The organism is Pseudomonas sp. 9.3L, assembly GCF_058536285.1.
In genome coordinates, this window is the sequence record NZ_JBZUBK010000001.1 from 1,895,108 (window position 1) to 1,912,273 (window position 17,166).

The window sequence follows — 17,166 nt, forward strand, 5'->3', positions numbered from 1 at the left end:
AGGCAAACTATCGCGTGCTTATAATTCATTTATAAAAGGTAAAGGAGGTTGTATGTCTACAGAGAAAACCGCAGTCATCTACCGTATGGTAATGAAAGAGCATATTTGCCCCTTCGGCCTGAAGGCGCGCTACCTGCTCCGCCATGCGGGATACGGCGTCGATGATCACTGGCTGAAGACTCGCGAACAGACAGACGAATTTCAACGAAAGGAGCATGTCGAAACTACGCCACAGGTTTATATCAACGGCAAGCGCATCGGCGGCTATGACGACGTTCGTCAGATGGTAGGAAAAGGCGTTCCCAAATCGTCACCGTATCGGCCAGTGATTGTTGTGTTTATTTTGGCGTTGCTCATTGCGATGGCGGCTGGCTATGTAGCCTTCGGTACGGTTTACACAGCGCGGTCTGTCGAGTGGTTCCTGGCAATCACAATGACACTACTGGCTATGCTCAAGCTTCAGGATGTTGAACGCTTCTCGAACATGTTTTTAGGCTATGACTTACTGGCGCAGCGCTATGTTCCTTACGCCTATGCTTACCCCTATGGTGAAGCGCTGGCGGGTTTGCTGATGATCACGGGGGCTTTACTGTGGATCGCAGCGCCTATCGCACTGGTGCTGGGAGTCGTTGGAGCTGTTTCGGTATTCAAGGCCGTTTATATTGATAAACGCTCGCTTAAGTGTGCCTGTGTAGGAGGGGACAGCCAGGTACCGCTTGGTTTTGTCTCCTTAACTGAAAACCTGATCATGGTTGCCATGGGGCTGTGGATGATATTCAAGCCCACTCTGTGAATGAAGTTTATAGGTGGAAGCTAAAAATTTGTCGTGCAAACTTTTAAGGCAGGGAGCACGGCAGGTAGAATCTAAAAGAATACATTTTTGAATATTAGTGCAATCTATAAATTGAGGCTTAGTTATTGTGGGCCTGTAATTATCGCGCGTACATTCTATTATTCTATAAAGCCCGCCGTTTGGCGGGTGCTTCCCATAACTGGCCTGTAAGTCCAAAAATATCTGAATTTTCCTGATACTTGAGTCGTCTTAGAATTATCTATGAAAAAGGATGACAAGCATGAACGGGTACGGTCTTTCCACCTTGGAAATAAAGCACTTGATCGAGCAGGCATTGCTGCCGGATCGGTGCGTTTGTGAAATACAGGAAGGCAATAAATTCAGTGTTTCTTTAATCAGTGCAAAGCACCCTGAGCGTTTTATTGTCCTTCCAGATATTGAGCTGGATTCGCTAACGTCCAGTAGGGCGATTGCCGAAGTTATTGGCGAAGCCAGGTACTTGTTGGCATTCGGTGCGGGCTCCAGAAAAATGTACGCAAAATAAATTTTTATCAGTCTTTTTGATCTTGATAAAAATCCTGTTTCGAGACAATTTTAATGTCTTGGCCCATTCATAAGGGCGAGTACGCACATTGCGGGGCACGCCCTTGTGTATGTTCCATCTGTGCCTGAGGACGGCCGTACAGGTAACCTTGGGCATAGTGGCAACCGTTGTCAGCGAGCCAGGACGGTAAATAGGGCAGGTGAAACTCTTCGATGCCCTCAGCGGTGACTTTCATTTTCAGACTGCGCGCCATCCCTAGGATAGCTTCCACCATCGGCATATGGTCCGTCTGGCCCGCTTCGAAGAAGGATCGGTCGATCTTGATCTTGTCGATGGACAGCCGCGTCAGGTGATAGAGCCCCGAATAACCAATTCCAAAGTCGTCCAGGGCCACGGTAATGCCGTGCTCATGAAGCCTGCTCAGGTTGCGCTGCGCAGCGTCAAGGTTGCCGACCAAGGCTTCTTCCGTGATCTCTACCTCAAAGCGGTCGAACGGAAAGCCCTCATTCCTTAGCTGCTGTAGCAACTGGTCAGGGAACTGCTCGTCGGTGATCATGGCCGCGCTGACGTTCAACGACAAATGTAAGCGATCGTCCCACGCCTTGGTGGCACGGCAGGCCTGCTTTACGAGTGAGCGCGTCATGGCGGGAATCAACCCCAAGCGCTCAAGCACCGGAATGAAATCCCCAGGCATGCCTACGCTGCCGTCTGCCTGTACCCACCGCGCAAGGATTTCAAACCCTACGACCGCTTGGGAGGGCAGGGTGACGATAGGCTGGAAGAACGGAATGATTTCTTCCTTCTCGATGGCCTGGCGCAGGGCGTACTCGCGTGTGGACTGCGCTCGGCGTTGCTGCTCATAGGCATCGTCGTAGAAATTGAAGGTCGAGCGGCCGCTGTTTTTACCGCGATACATCGCTGTGTCTGCGCAATGCAGTAACGCAGAAGCATCCTGCGCGTCCAGCCAAGACCGTGAAATTCCGATGGTAGCGCCCAATTGACCGCACTCTGCGGCGTCCAATACCGGCGCGCTGAGCGAGATGATTGCGTCCGAAGCAATTTGAGAGAGGTCGCAGTCCGCTTTGTAGGATAAAAACATCAGGCAAAACTCATCACCGCCCAGCCGTACTGCCATGCCACCGTGCGTATCAGCGATGCTTTCCAGCCGCCGCGCTACCTTGATAAGCACAGCGTCCCCGCACGAATGCCCGTACTGATCGTTGATTTCTTTGAAGTGGTCTAGGTCGATCAGCATCAAGGCGACCGGCTGATGTTGATCGAGCTGCTTGCGTAACAAGTCCATGAACACGCGGCGGTTGAGCAAGCCGCTGAGCGAATCGTATTTGGCCAACGTCTCGGTTTGAGACTGCATGCGCTGCAGGCGACGATAGCTCGACTGGGTATTGCGGACCAAGCGCTTGAGCATGACCGTGGGCGCGATCAACGAAAGCATGGACAAGCAGGTTGCAGCGGCCACGCACCTCCATCGCTCCATGGTTTCAAAATCATCGTAGGCTATGCCTAGCCCATTCATCGTCCAATATTCGAGCTTGAACTTCCACAGGATGGAGAGCGCCCCCATGGTGAGTACGCTGAGCAATACGAGCGTGGGTAAGCGATAAGGGCTGGAGCGGTGAAGGTCGGTCATGGTAGGCCTCGCAGGCCAAGTCGCACGAAATGATATCGCATGGCCATCATCTCATGACTGCCTTAATTTCTCTCATAGAGCCTGTGCATTGGGGTAATTAGCAGACCGCCGGCTGGTTAGGCGTCAGTCGAGGAGGCAGCGACTGGGCGGTTACTGCGCTATCTGGAGGCGGGTAAGCCCGCAGCGCAGGGGTGCGCGACGGGCTAGAGGCACTTTGTGCGTCGAAGGCACGACAAGCGTTTCAGCGTGAAGGGGGCGTTCCAGAAGAGGCCGCACCGCCATTATCGCGGTCGGTCTGAGCGTCTTGGTCCGAGCCTGGGTTGCCTGGCGGTGGTGTCCAGTCAGCCGGGTGTTCCCCGGTGCCTTGTTTGGGTTCGGATGAGACCTGGTCCAGCCCAGAGTCGTGGTCGGCACCTGTATCAGGCGCTTGTTCATCCGGTCCTGGGTAGGCAGCACCTGGCCCGTTGTTTGCGATTGCCATAGGTAATTCTCCTTGCTCAAAGCGCAGTGCATCTGCACCTATGAATCGGAGCGGCGCTCTTAAGTGCGAGTGCCGCAGGGCCGACGGGCGGGTAGGGGCAGCGTTCGCGAATGGCACCGTTTTGGCGGTGAACGCTAGCGGCGCAGGCCCTTTAGGTCGCCAACAGCGGCAACAGCTGGCTCGCTCGAATCAACTCATACGCCCGCTTGATCAGCGGATTGACGGTGTTAGCCCGCACCCACAGGTAATAGGTCACATCTGGCAGGTGCGGCAAGCCCTCGCTCTCGCCAAGTACGCGCATATCAGGCCCCACCATTTCCATACTGCGAGCCGTTACGCCTAAACCCGCTCGAACCGCAGCCTTGATACCGATGAGGTTCGAGGCCAGGTACGCCTGCCGCCAGGGGATGTCATGGGCTTCCAGCGCCTGCAGCGCGATTCGCCGGTAGAGGCTGGGCTCGTCCACCAGCACCAGGGGCAGGGGTTGGGTGTGATCGTGCTGATACTGCGCGGCGCAGATCCACCACACCGGCGAGGTGCGCAGTGCAAAGCCTTCCAGGGTAGAGTCGGTCAGGGTGGAGATCACCATGTCGACCTTGCCGCGGTGTAGGTCATCCATCAAAAAGGGGCTGCGACCCACGTCTATCTCCAACCGCAAATTCGGTGCCGAACGGGCGATGTGGCTCAGGATGGGCGGCAGGATGGTATCGGCGATGTCGTGAGGCGAGCCAATGCGCAGCACGCCGCTGAGGCTGTTGTCCCGCAGCCGGCCCAGCACATCATCATTGAGCGCAAGCATTTGCCGAGCGTGGCGTAGCAACTGCCTGCCTGCATCAGTGAGCGCTTTATGCCGCCCTTGTTTGTGCAGCAGGCTCACGCCGACGTGCTGCTCCAGCCGCTGCAGGTGCTGGGTGACAGACGACTGAGTACGCCTCAAGTGCCGGCCTGCGGCCTCGAAGCTGCCTTGGTCTGCCACGGCTACGAAGGTTCTGAGCAGTGCGAGGTCAAGGGTAGGTTGTCTCATGAGCAGGCCAAGTGTTATTACGAATTGAGGTCAATTCATTAGAGATCATTATGTTACTGCCTGTAAAGCGGCAAGCGCTTGCCCATTCAACCCTGTAAACAGAGGGTTTTGGTGTGAAAGTAGTTCTTAGTGCGATTTAAGTTATAACAATATGAGATATGCGAATTTCCTTCCGCGCCGCTTAGTCCCTAGCATCCTCTCCATTGCACCGGTCGTTCCGGTAGGGGAGTTGGTCATGTCACTGCGGTTCACATATCAAAAGCGGGTTACCCAGGCGCTGCTCACAGTAGCCGCCCTGGGCGCCTGCACGTTCGCCCATGCGGACCCGACGCTGGATAAGATCCAGGATCGCCATCGCCTGGCCGTCGGCGTGATGCTGTCCGGCGGCCCCTTTGGCTCTGTCGATCCGGCCACGCAAAAACCAGTGGGTTTGAACGTGGACATGGCCAACGACCTGGCGCGTCAGTTAGGTGTCGAGCTTGAATTGGTCCCTGTGCTGCCAGCTAACCGGGTGCAGTTTCTGCAGCAGGGCAGGGTTGACCTGCTGATCGCCAACATGGAATGGACGCCAGAGCGTGACAAGCTGCTGGGCTACGTGCCTACGCCGTTCTACACAGTGGGCGGCACTGCGGCGGTGCTGGCAAGCAGCCCCTATCAACGCTGGGCCGACCTCAAGGGCCAGCCCGTCTGCACCTCTCAAGGCAGCAGCTATACCCAGGCGCTGGTGCAGTTGGGTGTGAACCTGAAAGCCTTTAAAAGCTCGTCCGAATCCTTACTGGCGCTACGCGGTGGCAACTGCGTGGCGGCGGTGCATGACGCCACCTTGATCAACCCGCTGATTGCACGTGGCGGCGAATGGCAGGGCTACCGCGCCCTTACACCGGAGCTGAACCCCGCGCCGTCAGTGATCTGGACGCGCCCTGGCCAAACCGACACACAGGCGCGCCTGGACCCTATCGTGAAGGAGTGGCACCGCAGCGGCTGGCTGATCGACCACGAGCGCAGCAATAGCATCACACCGGCCTCGCCTGCGTTGGTGACGCTACGGCGAGCCTATGGCGCCTGATCACGAACCCCTTTTAAGGACTGACGATGAAGATCCGTTTCCCGGCCCCGGCCCTGGCGGCACTGCTTTGCGCGATGACGGTGAGCATGGCCCATGCCGACGCTACCCTCGACAAGATTCAAGCCCGTCACGTTATCAGCGTTGGGGTGATGCTCACCGGCGCGCCTTTCGGCACCATCGACCCGCAAACGCGTGAGCATCAAGGCTATAACGTCGAGCTTGCCAAAGCCCTGGGTGAGCGCCTGGGAGTTGAAACCCAGACCGTCTCGGTGCTTGCGCCTAACCGCGTGCAGTTCTTGCAGCAAGGCAAGGTCGATGTGCTGATCGCTAATATGCAGTACACCGACGAGCGCGCGCAGATACTGGACTACGTGGCAACCCCGTACGAGCAGGTAGGCGGGGCCGCGTTGATGCGCAAGGGCGCCGGTATGCATACCTGGGCAGACCTCAAGGGCAAGTCGGTCTGCGTGTCCCAGGGCAGCAATTTCATCGAGCCGTTGCAGCAACGCTACGGTGCGCAGATCAAGGCCTTCCGTAGCCAGGCCGAGTCGTTGTTGTCTCTGCGCGGTAACGGTTGCGTAGCGGCCGTGCATGTCAGCCCCACACTGCATGGGCTGTTGGACAACCCCGAATGGGCTGAGTATGAAATCCCCTTGAGCGACGACCTGATCCCTTCGGATTCGGTGATCTGGGTGCGCAAGGGCGAGCACGATACCCAGGCGCGTATCGACGCCATCGTCCGCGACTGGCACCGTTCGGGCTGGCTGCTCACGCTGGGTGAACGCACCGGTATGCCACCCTCGGCGGCCTTGCGCGCACTGCATGAGCGGTTCAAGGATGCCCCACCGCTGCAGGTCGCCCAATGAGTGATCTCACCTTTTTCTGCGCCCTTCAGGCGCTGTTGGGCGAGCGTCACGTACAGGCCGGCGAGCCTGGCTCACCCGTGCTGAGCGACAAGCACCGCCAATACCATGGCCAGGTAGCGGCCATCGTTCATCCAGGCTCAACGGAAGAAGTGGCCAGTGTAGTACGCCTGTGCGCCGCCCATGGTGCGCCGGTGGTGGTACAGGGCGGTAACACCGGCCTGATGGCCGGGGCAACGCCGGATGCCAGCGGCCGCTCGGTGCTGTTATTGCTCGACCGCATGAACCGCATACGCGAGGTGGACACCGATAACGACACGCTGACCGTCGAAGCCGGCTGCATACTGGCCACGGTACAAGCGGCAGCTCGGGCAGCAGGGCGCTTATTCCCCTTGAGCCTGGGCGCCGAGGGCAGTTGCACCTTGGGCGGCAACCTGGGCACCAATGCCGGCGGCACTGGCGTGTTGCGCTACGGTAACGCACGTGAGCTGACGCTAGGCCTGGAAGTGGTCACTGCCGAGGGCGACACCTGGCATGGGCTGCGCGGGCTGCGTAAGGACAATACCGGCTACGATTTGCGCGATTTATACATCGGCAGTGAGGGCACGCTGGGGATCATCACCGCTGCCACGCTGAAGCTGTTCCCGTTACCGGTGTCACGCTGCACGGCCTTCGTCGCCTTTGAGTCCTTGCCCGGTGCGGTGGCGTTTCTATCCCATGCACGCGCAGGCTTTGGTGCCAGCCTGACGGCGTTCGAATTGCTCTCTGCGCAGTGCCTGGCCCTGCTGGAGCAGCAGTTTCCTGACGCGGTATTGCCTTTCGGGCCACGTACTCAGCCTTGGTATGCCTTGATCGAGCTGTCTCATTCCCAGGACGAGCGCAGCGCCCGCGCCTTGTTTGAAGCGGTATTGGGCGAGGCCCTGGAAACCCGGCTCATCGAGGATGCGGTGATCGCCCAGAGCCTGGCCCAGAGCGATGCCATGTGGCAGCTGCGCGAAAACATGAGCGAGGCCCAAGCCCGCGCGGGGCGTAACATGAAGCACGATATTTCCCTGCCCGTGTCGCGCATCGTGGCATTCGTCGAGCACACCGGCGCCTTGCTGCAAGCGCATTTTCCCGGCGTGCGCCATTTCACTTTCGGCCACCTGGGCGATGGCAACCTGCACTACAACGTGGCCCATCCGCTCGATTCCACGGTAGAGGCGCACATGGCCAATTACGCCGCCCTCAGCCGCCTGGTACACGACGCCGCCCACGCCCATGGGGGCTCTATCAGCGCCGAGCATGGCGTGGGCCAACGCAAGCGTGACCTGCTGGCGCACTACAAAAGCCCGGTTGAGCTGGCCCTGATGCGCCGCATCAAGCGCGCTTTGGACCCTCACAACCTGCTTAACCCCGGCAAAGTCTTGCCGCTGGAGGCACCAATGACCCTGCGGCTGTCAGAGCGGGTGCAGCGCGTCACGCTGTCGGCCAATGCCGCAGCCAAGTCGCGGGTGACCGAGCTGCGCGAGCAAGGCCGCGAGATTCTCGACCTCACCACGGGTGAGCCGGATTTCGATACGCCCGAGCACATCAAGCACGCGGCCTATACCGCCATTGCACAAGGCGCCACCAAATACACCGCCACCCCCGGGGTCAAGGCCCTGCGCCTGGCCATCCAGCGCAAGTTAAAGGCTGAAAACCGGCTGAACTACGAGCTAGCGGAGATCGTCGTGGGTAACGGTGCCAAGGGCGTGATCTTCAATGCCTTTGCCGCGACCCTGGACAGCGGCGATGAAGTGCTGGTGCCGGTGCCTTATTGGCCAACGTTCCCCGATAGCGTGCGGTTCAATGGCGGCCGCCCTGTACTGCTGGAATGCCCCCTCGAACAGGGGTGCAAGCTCACCCCTGAGCAGCTCGAACGGGCCATTGGCGAGCGTACCCGCTGGCTGATCCTCAATAGCCCCAGCAACCCAAGTGGTGCCGTTTATAGTGCCAATGAGCTGCGGGCGCTGGCCGTGGTACTGCGCCGGCACCCTCAGATCTGGGTACTGCTCGATGAGCTGTATGAACACATCCGCTTCGACTCAGGCACGCCGCTCAACCTGCTCAACGTGGCGCCGGATTTACAACATCGCTGCTTGCTAGTGGGCGGCGTGTCCAAGACCTATGCCATGACGGGCTGGCGTATAGGCTTTGGCGCCGGGCCACACACGCTCACCCATGCCATGACGGTGGTGCAGTCGCAATCAGCCTCCGGTGCGTCATCGGTGGGGCAGGCGGCGGCGCTGGCCGCGTTTGAGGGAGGCTTGGCTTTTTTGCAGCCACACGTGGCTGCATATCGCCAGCGTCGAGACGTGCTGCTTGAGATGTTGGGCACTATTGCGGGCCTTGAAGTGGTGCGCCCTGAGGGTGGGTTTTTCGTATTCGTGCGCTGCGCCGGGTTACTGGGGCAGATACGGCCCGATGGCTTGACGATCACCACAGACAAGGACCTGGTTGACTGGTTTTTGGAGGAAGGCGTTGCAGTCGTTGCAGGTAGCGCCTACGGCCTTTCGCCGTGGTTCCGATTGTCCATTGCCGCCGCCACCGAGCAGGTGATCGAAGCCGGCCACCGCATCGCGGCAGCCTGTGCCCGATTACGTGAGGCCCAGGCATGAACGCTGGATTGCAAGTGTTCGTCGACGTCATGGCCAGGGCTGGCCTCAACTACCAGTTTTTGCTGGATGCCTATCAGCGAGGCAGCCTGGTCGACGGCGCACTGACCACCGCATCGCTGTGCCTGCTGACCATTGTGGGGAGCCTGGCAGTAGGCGTAGCGCTGGCCGCAGCCCTGACCAGTGGCCAGCGAGGGCTAGCGTTGCCGGCGCGGGCGTTCATCGAAGTTACCCGCAACACCCCCACGCTGGTGCAGCTGTACTGCGCCTTTTTGGTTTTGAACATGCTGCTGAGCCAGGCGGTAGGCGCCGCCAACCCCTTTACCCCCTTTGCCTGGGTGGTGATTGTGATTTCGCTGCACAAGGGCGCCTTTCATGCCGAATCGCTGCGCTCGGGCATCGAAGCGGTGCCGACGGTGACACTGGAGGCGGCCAGATCGCTGGCGTTCGGCAGGCGCCAACTGTTGTGGAACGTACAGCTGCCACTGGCGTTTCGGTTCGCGCTGCCCGCGCTGGTCAACAACCTGATTGACCTGGTGAAGATGACTGCGGTGGCGTCGGCCATCGCGGTCAACGACATCACCTATGCATCCATCATGATCTGGACCCAAAGCGACAATGTGATCGAGCTGATGGTGCTGCTGCTGTCGTTCTTCGGCGTGCTGAGTTTTGTGGTCAATTGCGCCGGTCGCGCGCTGGAAGCACGCCTGAGGATGCCCGGTTATGGTCACTGAAATCTTTCTGAGGTTGTGGCAATGGTCGCCCGCGCTGGGTGTTGGTTTGATGCAGAACATCCTCATCAGCCTCACCGCCATTGCCTTGGGCACCCTTGCCGGGCTGCTGATCGGCGCCCTGGCGATGTCCCCTTTGCCACCCGTGCGCCTGCTGGCCAGGGCGTGGGTGCAGGTGTTTCGCAATGCACCCTGGCTGGTGTTGATCTACTTCACCACCTACGTATTCCCCTTAGAACTTCAAGTGGGCGGCCACTACCTGCCATTCCCTGATTGGCTCAAGGTGACCGTCGGCCTGGCCTTACCGGCCAGCGCCAATGTGGCGGAAATTTTCCGCGGCGCTATCGGCTCCATCCCGAGCACTCAGTGGGAGGCGGCGCGCTCGCTGGCGTTCGACCGGGGCCAGATCTTCCGCTCCATCATCTTGCCCCAATGCTTCAAGCGCATGCTGCCGCCCTGGATGAACCTGTATGCGGTGGTCACCATGGGCACGGCGCTGTCTTCGCTGGTAGGCGTACACGACGTGATCGACACCGCTCAGATCGCCAGCAACACCGTCAACCTCACTGGTTTCACCGTGCTGATCTATTTCAGCTTGCTGGCGCTGTTCTTTGCCTACTGCTATCCGATTTCACGCCTCACCCAACGCCTGGAGCGCCGTTATGCCTTCTGAACCCCTGATCAGCCTGCGTGACGTGCACCTGGCTTTCGGCGACAACCCAGTGCTCAAGGGTATCGATCTGGACGTGCACGCCGGTCAGGCGGTGTCGATCATTGGCCCTTCAGGCTCAGGTAAATCCACCATCCTGCGCTGCATTACCGGGTTATTGCGGCCCCAGACGGGTGGTGTGCGAGTGGGTGACACGGCCGTGCATGCCTTAAGCAGCGAGGCTGAGTTCATTGCCCTGCGCAAGCGCGTAGGGTTTGTATTCCAGCAGTACAACCTGTTCCCCCACCTGTCGGTACTGGAGAACCTGGTGATCGCGCCGCTCAAAGTGCTAGGGCGCAGCCGGGTTCAGGCCGAGGGTGACGCTCGGGCGCTGCTGGCCAAGGTGCGCATGGAACACAAGGCCGATGCCTACCCTGGGCAGCTGTCTGGCGGGCAGCAACAACGGGTAGCCATTGCCCGCGCCCTGGCTATGCGCCCGGAATTGATCTTGTTCGATGAGGTGACCTCGGCACTGGACCCAGAAACCGTGGGCGAGGTACTGGCGGTGATCCGTGAGCTGACCGACGAAGGCATGACCTGTGTGCTGGTTACCCATGAAATGCGTTTTGCCGAAGACATCAGCGACCTGGTGTATTTCACCGAGAACGGCGTGATTACCGAGTTCGGCAGTGCCGAACGGATCTTCCAGCACCCCCATCACGAGCGTACCCAGGCGTTCCTTCGTCACGCGCAGGGGGAGGGCGGGCGCCGCCACTACCCCGCCTCGCCTGACCTGTTGAGCAATCTGGGCCGTTACAGCCTTTCCGTATAACCCTGGTTACCCATTTGATGACCTACACAAGAGACGCGACTATGCCTGCCGATGCCGTTGTACAACCGTTTTTGGACACCATCCGCGCCATCCACCAGCGGGGCGTCGATCGCGCCGCCTTGGCCGAGATCGTTAGGCTGCTCGAAGCGCTTGCCGAGCGCCGCGACCTGTTCAATTTCGAGCGCTTTCCAGCGCCTACGGCCGGAGAGGGCAGCACCCAGTTTCGTTATCGCCTCAACGACGATGGCGATACACCAACGCTGTATGTGAACTCGCTGCTGCCCGGTAAAAGCACCATCCCCCATAATCACGAAACTTGGGCGGTGATCGTGGCCATCGAAGGCCAGGAGCTGAATCAGGTGTTCCGCCGCGCCGATGATGGCCGCGATGCCACCCGTGCCAAGCTGTACCTGGACCAGGAAGTGATCGTGCAGCCCGGCACCTCGATCGCGTTTCTGGGTGAGGACCTGCACGGTATTCGGGTAGACGGCGAGCAGGCCACGTTGCACTTCCACCTGTACGGCCGCCCGCTGGAGGCGCTGGAAAACCGCTACGGCGTCAAGGCAGATGGCACGGTGCTCAATTACAACCGGTCGCAGATGGCGCCCTCCATCGAGGCGTACGGCCTGTGATCGACCTCTATTACTGGCCTACCGCCAACGGGCTAAAAATCAGCATCGCCCTCGAAGAGCTGGGAGTCCCCTACCGTGTGGTCCCGATCAACATCCGCCAGGGTGAACAAAAAACCGTAAGCTTTCAGCAGATCAGCGCCAATGGGCGGATTCCGGCCATTGTCGATGCCGGTGCGCACAACCGCCCACTTAGCCTGTTCGAATCGGGCGCTATCCTCAATTACCTGGCGGAGCAGGCAGGGCGCTTTTTGCCCCCGGCGGGCAGTGCCGAGCGCCAGCGGGTGCAGGAGTGGCTGTTCTGGCAAGTGGGGCACGTGACCCCTTACTTGAGCCAGTTGCAGGTGTTTCTTGAAAAGGTGCCGGAGCCTATTCCCTTTGCCCTTGACCTGCTGCAGCGCGAAGCCGTGCGGTTGTACGGTGTGCTGGAGCGGCAGCTGGCGCTGCACCCGTTCGTGGCGGGCGACTACTCGATTGCCGACATGGCTATCTTTCCTTGGATCCAGCCAGCCCGCCAAGGCATCATGCTTGCCGAGTACCCACGCCTTCATGCCTGGCGCGAGGCGATCAAAGCCCGCCCGGCCGTGCAGCGCGCTTACGCCAAGGGCCGTGAAATCGCCCCGGCGGAGCGCTCGCTCGTCCTTGAATAAGCCTTTTCTTCCAGCCTTGAAGGTACCTTTATGAGCCAGACGCTAACGCCCGCGCACCTCAAACAGTGGCTGTTCGATGGGCAGGAGCTTGCCCTGTTCGATGTGCGCGAGCACGGCCAGTACGGTGAGGGCCATTTGTTTTACGGCGTGAACCTGCCTTATAGCCGGTTGGAAATCGAAGCGCCGCGCTTGGCGCCTAACACCCGCGTGCGCCTGGTGGTCTACGACCAGCACGGCGGGCCCCTGGCGCAGCGGGCAGTAGCCCGTTTGGCGGAGCTAGGCTACCGCAATACCTGGGCATTGGCTGGCGGCGCGGACGGCTGGAAGGCCGACGGCAATGAACTCTTCGCCGGCGTACACCTGCCCTCCAAGGCCTTTGGCGAACTGGTTGAACACGCCTGCCATACGCCTTGCCTGACTGCCCCTCACCTGCTGGAGTGGCAACAAGGGGCGCACCCGCCTGTGGTGCTGGACGGGCGGCCGCTGGAGGAGTTTCGCAAGATGAATATCCCTGGTGCCCGGTGCTGCCCTAACGGAGAGCTGAGCCTGCGCCTGGAAGACCTAGTGGCCGATGACCACACGCCCATTGTCATCAACTGCGCGGGGCGCACGCGCAGCATCATCGGTGCGCAAACCCTGCTGAACCTCGGGGTGAAAAACCCGGTGTATGCGTTGGAGAACGGTACTCAGGGCTGGTTTTTGGCTGACCAGCCATTGGGCCACGGCAATGATGAGCACTATCCACCGCGTGCTGGCCGGCCCGCGACCGTCGAGCAGGTAGCGCGGGCGCGGCACCTGGCCGAGCGAGCAGGGGTGCGCTGGGTGAGCGCTGAACAGGTTCGCCAGTGGGCCGACGACGACCAACGCAGCCTGTTTCTGGGCGATGTGCGTACGCCTGAAGAGTTTGCCGCCGGCAGCCTGGAAGGGGCCCAGCACACACCGGGTGGGCAGTTGATCCAGGGCACCGACCTTTACATCGGTGTGCGCAGGGCTAGGGTGGTGGTCTTCGACGACGATGGCGCCCGAGCGCCGGTCATTGCCAGTTGGTTGCGGCAGTTGGGCCATGAGGCGTATGTACTGGAGGAGGGGTTGAGCAGTGGGCTGGCCTTGCCGGTGCCGGCTCAGGTGAGCGTAAACTTGCCGCTTGCTGATGCTGAAGGCTTGCACGGCGCGGCCATCATCGACCTTCGGGCCAGCAGCCACTATCGCAAGCGCCATCTACAAGGGGCGCAGTGGTCGATTCGGCCGCTATTGGCCGAGCACCTCAGTCATGAGCAGCGGCCCTTGGTGTTGGTCGCGGATGAGCCAGCGGTGGCGCAATTGGCCGCCAGCGAGCTGCCCGCCGCGCAACGCCACGGCGCTCGAATGCTGATCGATTGGCAAGGCACCGGGTGGCCGCAGGTGGAGGGCGCCGGTTCGCTGAGTGATGAGCAGTGCATCGATTTTCTGTTCTTTGTGCATGACCGGCATGCCGGCAACAAGGACGCCGCGTGCCAGTACCTGGCGTGGGAAACCGGCCTGATCGAGCACATGACCGAACAGGAACGCGCCAGTTTTTCCCCGTTAGTGGCGGCCGAGCCGGTGCGTACTCGCTTGGCGCAGGGTGGGCGAGCGCCACGAGGCGGCGGCGCCCGCGGTGTAAATCCGCCGGTGGTGCGCTTGAGTACGGTGTTGTTCGACAACGTGGCGCAGATGCACGATGCCCGTGATCGACGCGATCAAGAGCAGGTGCTCAGCTATGGCACCCGGGGCAACCCCACGGCCTTTGTGTTGGAGGATCTGGTCACTGAGCTGGAAGGCGGTTACCGCACCAAGCTCTTCGCTACCGGCCTTGCGGCGGTCGCGCAAACCTTCCTGGCGTATCTGCGCCCTGGCGACCATGTGTTGATCACGGATGGCGTCTACAATCCGGTACGCCGGCTGGCCAAGGACTTCTTGCAGCCCTTCGGTATCGAAGTGAGCTACTTCCGGGCCGACGGCGCGGGGCTGGAGCACGCATTCAAGGCCAATACCCGATTGCTGTACACCGAGACGCCCAGTTCATTGCTATACGAGCTGCAGGACCTGCCGGCCATCGCCGCCCTGTGCAAGGCCCGTGAGGTGCTGCTGGCCGTCGACAACACCTGGGGCAGTGGCTACCTGTACCAGCCGCTGAAGCTGGGCGCGGACATTTCTGTCATGGCCTTGACCAAGTACCTGGCCGGCCACAGTGATGTGGTGATGGGCAGCGTGTGTACGACCCAAGCCGCGTTCAACGCGCTGTCTAGCATGAGCGATACCTTTGGCCATACCGTAAGCCCGGATGATGCCTGGCTGGTACTGCGTGGGGCGCGCACCCTGGCTAGCCGTCTTGAGGTGCATGAGCGACAAGGGCTTGAGGTTGCCCATTGGCTGCAAGCACGCCCCGAGGTGGCCCGTGTGTTCCATCCAGGGTTGGCGGGCCACCCAGGCCACGACCTGTGGCGTCGAGATTTCAGGGGCTGCAATGGCCTGGTCTCGTTTGAGTTCGCCAAGCCTGGGGCAGGGCGCGCCGAAGCCTTTATCGATGCATTGCGGGTGTTCGGGCTTGGGGCTTCGTGGGGTGGGTTCGAGAGCCTGGTCACGCTGGCGGATACAGCGGATCGGCAGTTCTCCGTCCAGGCTGCCGGTTCGGTGATCCGGTTGCACATTGGCCTCGAAGAGGTGCGGTCGCTGACGAGTGATCTAGCCCGGGGCTTTATCGCCAGCGCGCTCGCGTTCCCTTGAAAGGCGCAACCTGAGCGCTAGAGGGCTGTCATTCAACAGCCCTTCGGCGTCGCTGACTGATTAAAGGGCTTGCCAGCTAGGCCCCCAAACTGCTATCAAATTGTACATGACTAGACATGTTCGGCTTGATAAGAAATCCCGTGTGGTCCAAACCTTGGTCGAGCGCATCGAGCGCGGCGAACTGGGTTCGGGTGAGCGCCTACCTGGCGAGCATGAGTTGGCGGCGGAGTTCGACGTCAGCCGTGGCACGCTGCGTGAGGCGCTGTCGGAGCTGAAGCGGCGCAACTACATCGCGACCCAAAGCGGCGTGGGCTCGGTGGTGACGTACGACGACGTGCCTCTGGATCAAGGCGTAGGCTGGGCGCACGCCTTGGCGGCGGGGGCAGTGCAGATGGACACCGAGCTGCTTGGCATCCACTTGGTAGAGCGCCCTGCACTGGCGGCCGTAGCTGACACTGCGCGGTTCGTGCTGGTAGCGCGGCGTCGGCGTGCGGCGCAGGGCCACTTCGTGTCGCTGGAACACGCTTGGATTCCCGCGCGCGACGGGCTTGAGCGCCTGCCAGAGGTGGGGCTGGTCGATCGTTCGCTCACCGCCACCCTGGCTGCCTATGGCTATGAGGGGCGGCGTGGCCGGCAGACGATAGGCGCCGGGCCGTTGGATGAAGCCGCCGCCGCCTCACTGCAACGCTCGCCCGGCACGGTGTTCCTGCGCACCGTGCGTGAAACCTTCGACACCCAGGGGCGCTTCATGGAGCAGGTAGAAAGCCTGCTGGACCCTGCCCATTTTCAACTTCACTTAAGTTTCGGAAGCCTGCAATGATCAGCCACGAACACACCCGCGCCCGTGCCCTCGGCGCTTTTTACGGCCTGGCCCTGGGCGACGCGCTGGGCATGCCCACGCAGTCGATGTCGCGCGAACAGATACGTTCGCGCTACGGCCGAATTACTAACTTGCAAGCGGCCGACAGCCAGCAGCCGATCGCGCCGAACATGCCGGCGGGCGCCATCACTGATGACACCGAGCAAGCCATCCTGGTGGGGCATCGGCTGGTCGCGGGGCACGGGCACATCGAACCGCAGGCGCTGGCTCAGGACTTGATCGAGTGGGAAGCCGCCATGCGCGCCAAGGGCTCCCAAGACCTGCTGGGGCCGTCCACCAAGCGCGCCATCGAGATGATCCTGGCCGGCGCCAGCCCTGAAGAGGCGGGGCGCTTTGGTACCACCAACGGCGCTGCCATGCGCATTACGCCCATCGGCATCGCGGCAGATATCACTGACCGCGTTCATTTCATGGACCAGGTGGTGCAAGCCTGCCAGGTGACCCACAACACCGGCTTGGGCATCGCCAGCGCCGCTGCGGTGGCGGCGGTCGTGTCGGCCGGCGTGAAAGGGGCCGACTTGAGCACTGCGCTGGCGCTGGGGGTTGAAGCGGCACGCTGGGGCCAGGGCCGCGGCCACTGGGTCGCAGGCGCTTCCATCGCTTCGCGTATCAGTGGGTCCCGCGCTATCTGCGCCGGTTGTGGCAGCGATACCTTGCCTGACGTGATCTACGACGTGATCGGCACTTCGGTGGCGTCGCAAGAATCCGTGGTGGCCGCCTTCGCCCTGGCGTATGCCGTGGCCGAGGGCGAACTTGAGGTGTACCCGGCGCTGTGCATGGCGGCAAGCCTGGGCGGCGACACCGATACCATCGCCGCCATGCTGGGCGCGATGCTGGGCGCTACTCATGGCCTTGAGGCCTGGCCGCTTGAGGCTGTGATTCAGGTAAAGACCGTTAACAGCCTGGACCTGGATTTGCTCACCGAGCAATTGCTGGTTTTGCGCAGTAAGAGCGCTCAACAACGGGCCTGACATGCCTTGCATGTTCCCTTTTCA

16 protein-coding genes and 1 pseudogene are annotated in these 17,166 nt (G+C 60.9%); 14 read left to right on the forward strand and 3 right to left on the reverse strand.

The window, feature by feature from the left end; all coding sequences use genetic code 11:
- Positions 1-52: 52 nt before the first annotated feature.
- Together AC4LE2_RS08680 and AC4LE2_RS08685 are read left to right on the forward strand one after the other, a co-directional pair.
- Positions 53-793: a MauE/DoxX family redox-associated membrane protein gene (locus AC4LE2_RS08680; protein ID WP_491825364.1), complete on the forward strand. Its 741-nt coding sequence runs from the start codon at positions 53-55 to the stop codon at positions 791-793.
- Positions 794-1,073: 280 nt separating this feature from the next.
- Complete coding sequence (locus AC4LE2_RS08685) at positions 1,074-1,337, forward strand: DUF1652 domain-containing protein (RefSeq protein ID WP_491825365.1); 264 nt, start codon at positions 1,074-1,076, stop codon at positions 1,335-1,337.
- Positions 1,338-1,404: 67 nt separating this feature from the next.
- On the opposite strand, the gene AC4LE2_RS08690 is transcribed toward AC4LE2_RS08685, so the two are convergent.
- The 3 genes from AC4LE2_RS08690 to AC4LE2_RS08700 form a co-directional block, all read right to left on the reverse strand.
- Positions 1,405-2,985 carry a putative bifunctional diguanylate cyclase/phosphodiesterase gene (locus tag AC4LE2_RS08690; RefSeq protein WP_491825366.1) on the reverse strand — a complete coding sequence of 527 codons (1,581 nt, stop codon included), beginning with the start codon at positions 2,983-2,985 and terminating at the stop codon, positions 1,405-1,407.
- Between the two features lie 241 nt (positions 2,986-3,226).
- Positions 3,227-3,466 (reverse strand): hypothetical protein, encoded by a 240-nt coding sequence (locus tag AC4LE2_RS08695; RefSeq protein ID WP_491825367.1) that lies wholly within the window; start codon positions 3,464-3,466, stop codon positions 3,227-3,229.
- A 151-nt stretch (positions 3,467-3,617) separates the two neighbouring features.
- Positions 3,618-4,490: a LysR substrate-binding domain-containing protein gene (locus AC4LE2_RS08700; RefSeq protein ID WP_491825368.1), complete on the reverse strand. Its 873-nt coding sequence runs from the start codon at positions 4,488-4,490 to the stop codon at positions 3,618-3,620.
- Positions 4,491-4,725: 235 nt separating this feature from the next.
- Between AC4LE2_RS08700 and AC4LE2_RS08705 the strand changes: the two genes are divergently transcribed.
- The 12 genes and pseudogenes from AC4LE2_RS08705 (at position 4,726) to AC4LE2_RS08760 (ending at position 17,142) form a co-directional block, all read left to right on the forward strand.
- Positions 4,726-5,556, forward strand: coding sequence for a transporter substrate-binding domain-containing protein (locus AC4LE2_RS08705; RefSeq protein WP_491825369.1), 831 nt, complete (start codon positions 4,726-4,728; stop codon positions 5,554-5,556).
- A 26-nt stretch (positions 5,557-5,582) separates the two neighbouring features.
- Positions 5,583-6,422 carry a transporter substrate-binding domain-containing protein gene (locus AC4LE2_RS08710; protein WP_491825370.1) on the forward strand — a complete coding sequence of 280 codons (840 nt, stop codon included), beginning with the start codon at positions 5,583-5,585 and terminating at the stop codon, positions 6,420-6,422.
- Positions 6,419-7,837 (forward strand): annotated as a pseudogene (locus AC4LE2_RS08715) (FAD-binding oxidoreductase); the annotation flags it as partial. The gene AC4LE2_RS08710 and the pseudogene AC4LE2_RS08715, both read left to right, overlap by 4 nt.
- 6 nt (positions 7,838-7,843) lie before the next feature.
- Entirely contained in the window at positions 7,844-9,058 is a 1,215-nt protein-coding gene (locus tag AC4LE2_RS08720; RefSeq protein WP_491828097.1) for an aminotransferase class I/II-fold pyridoxal phosphate-dependent enzyme, read from the forward strand.
- Positions 9,055-9,789, forward strand: coding sequence for an amino acid ABC transporter permease (locus tag AC4LE2_RS08725; protein WP_491825371.1), 735 nt, complete (start codon positions 9,055-9,057; stop codon positions 9,787-9,789). Before AC4LE2_RS08720 ends, AC4LE2_RS08725 begins: the two co-directional genes overlap by 4 nt.
- On the forward strand, positions 9,779-10,459 hold the full coding sequence (locus AC4LE2_RS08730) for an amino acid ABC transporter permease (protein ID WP_491825372.1): 681 nt from the start codon (positions 9,779-9,781) through the stop codon (positions 10,457-10,459). The genes AC4LE2_RS08725 and AC4LE2_RS08730 overlap by 11 nt, the downstream gene beginning before the upstream one ends.
- Positions 10,449-11,267, forward strand: a complete 819-nt coding sequence (locus AC4LE2_RS08735; protein ID WP_491825373.1) for an amino acid ABC transporter ATP-binding protein — start codon at positions 10,449-10,451, stop codon at positions 11,265-11,267. The genes AC4LE2_RS08730 and AC4LE2_RS08735 overlap by 11 nt, the downstream gene beginning before the upstream one ends.
- A gap of 17 nt (positions 11,268-11,284) precedes the next feature.
- A complete protein-coding gene (locus tag AC4LE2_RS08740) occupies positions 11,285-11,899 on the forward strand; it encodes a cysteine dioxygenase family protein (RefSeq protein ID WP_491825374.1) in 615 nt (204 codons plus the stop codon).
- The gene (locus AC4LE2_RS08745; RefSeq protein ID WP_491825375.1) at positions 11,896-12,546 is read left to right on the forward strand and encodes a glutathione S-transferase family protein; all 651 of its coding nucleotides are present in this window, start codon (positions 11,896-11,898) and stop codon (positions 12,544-12,546) included. Before AC4LE2_RS08740 ends, AC4LE2_RS08745 begins: the two co-directional genes overlap by 4 nt.
- Positions 12,547-12,576: 30 nt before the next feature.
- Positions 12,577-15,291 carry a cystathionine beta-lyase gene (metC, locus tag AC4LE2_RS08750; RefSeq protein WP_491825376.1) on the forward strand — a complete coding sequence of 905 codons (2,715 nt, stop codon included), beginning with the start codon at positions 12,577-12,579 and terminating at the stop codon, positions 15,289-15,291.
- Between the two features lie 106 nt (positions 15,292-15,397).
- The gene (locus AC4LE2_RS08755; protein ID WP_491825377.1) at positions 15,398-16,111 is read left to right on the forward strand and encodes a GntR family transcriptional regulator; all 714 of its coding nucleotides are present in this window, start codon (positions 15,398-15,400) and stop codon (positions 16,109-16,111) included.
- Complete coding sequence (locus AC4LE2_RS08760; protein WP_491825378.1) at positions 16,108-17,142, forward strand: ADP-ribosylglycohydrolase family protein; 1,035 nt, start codon at positions 16,108-16,110, stop codon at positions 17,140-17,142. The genes AC4LE2_RS08755 and AC4LE2_RS08760 overlap by 4 nt, the downstream gene beginning before the upstream one ends.
- The last annotated feature ends 24 nt before the right edge of the window (positions 17,143-17,166 follow it).

Bases quoted from the DNA above. Each gene is read 5' to 3' on its own strand.
- AC4LE2_RS08695 (WP_491825367.1), bottom strand. From the start codon at position 3,466: ATGGCAATCGCAAACAACGGGCCAGGTGCTGCCTACCCAGGACCGGAT.
- AC4LE2_RS08725 (WP_491825371.1), top strand. From the start codon at position 9,055: ATGAACGCTGGATTGCAAGTGTTCGTCGACGTCATGGCCAGGGCTGGC.
- AC4LE2_RS08735 (WP_491825373.1), top strand. From the start codon at position 10,449: ATGCCTTCTGAACCCCTGATCAGCCTGCGTGACGTGCACCTGGCTTTC.
- AC4LE2_RS08680 (WP_491825364.1), top strand. From the start codon at position 53: ATGTCTACAGAGAAAACCGCAGTCATCTACCGTATGGTAATGAAAGAG.
- AC4LE2_RS08710 (WP_491825370.1), top strand. From the start codon at position 5,583: ATGAAGATCCGTTTCCCGGCCCCGGCCCTGGCGGCACTGCTTTGCGCG.
- AC4LE2_RS08720 (WP_491828097.1), top strand. From the start codon at position 7,844: ATGACCCTGCGGCTGTCAGAGCGGGTGCAGCGCGTCACGCTGTCGGCC.
- AC4LE2_RS08740 (WP_491825374.1), top strand. From the start codon at position 11,285: ATGACCTACACAAGAGACGCGACTATGCCTGCCGATGCCGTTGTACAA.
- AC4LE2_RS08705 (WP_491825369.1), top strand. From the start codon at position 4,726: ATGTCACTGCGGTTCACATATCAAAAGCGGGTTACCCAGGCGCTGCTC.
- AC4LE2_RS08685 (WP_491825365.1), top strand. From the start codon at position 1,074: ATGAACGGGTACGGTCTTTCCACCTTGGAAATAAAGCACTTGATCGAG.
- AC4LE2_RS08760 (WP_491825378.1), top strand. From the start codon at position 16,108: ATGATCAGCCACGAACACACCCGCGCCCGTGCCCTCGGCGCTTTTTAC.
- metC (WP_491825376.1), top strand. From the start codon at position 12,577: ATGAGCCAGACGCTAACGCCCGCGCACCTCAAACAGTGGCTGTTCGAT.
- AC4LE2_RS08730 (WP_491825372.1), top strand. From the start codon at position 9,779: ATGGTCACTGAAATCTTTCTGAGGTTGTGGCAATGGTCGCCCGCGCTG.
- AC4LE2_RS08700 (WP_491825368.1), bottom strand. From the start codon at position 4,490: ATGAGACAACCTACCCTTGACCTCGCACTGCTCAGAACCTTCGTAGCC.
- AC4LE2_RS08690 (WP_491825366.1), bottom strand. From the start codon at position 2,985: ATGACCGACCTTCACCGCTCCAGCCCTTATCGCTTACCCACGCTCGTA.
- AC4LE2_RS08755 (WP_491825377.1), top strand. From the start codon at position 15,398: ATGACTAGACATGTTCGGCTTGATAAGAAATCCCGTGTGGTCCAAACC.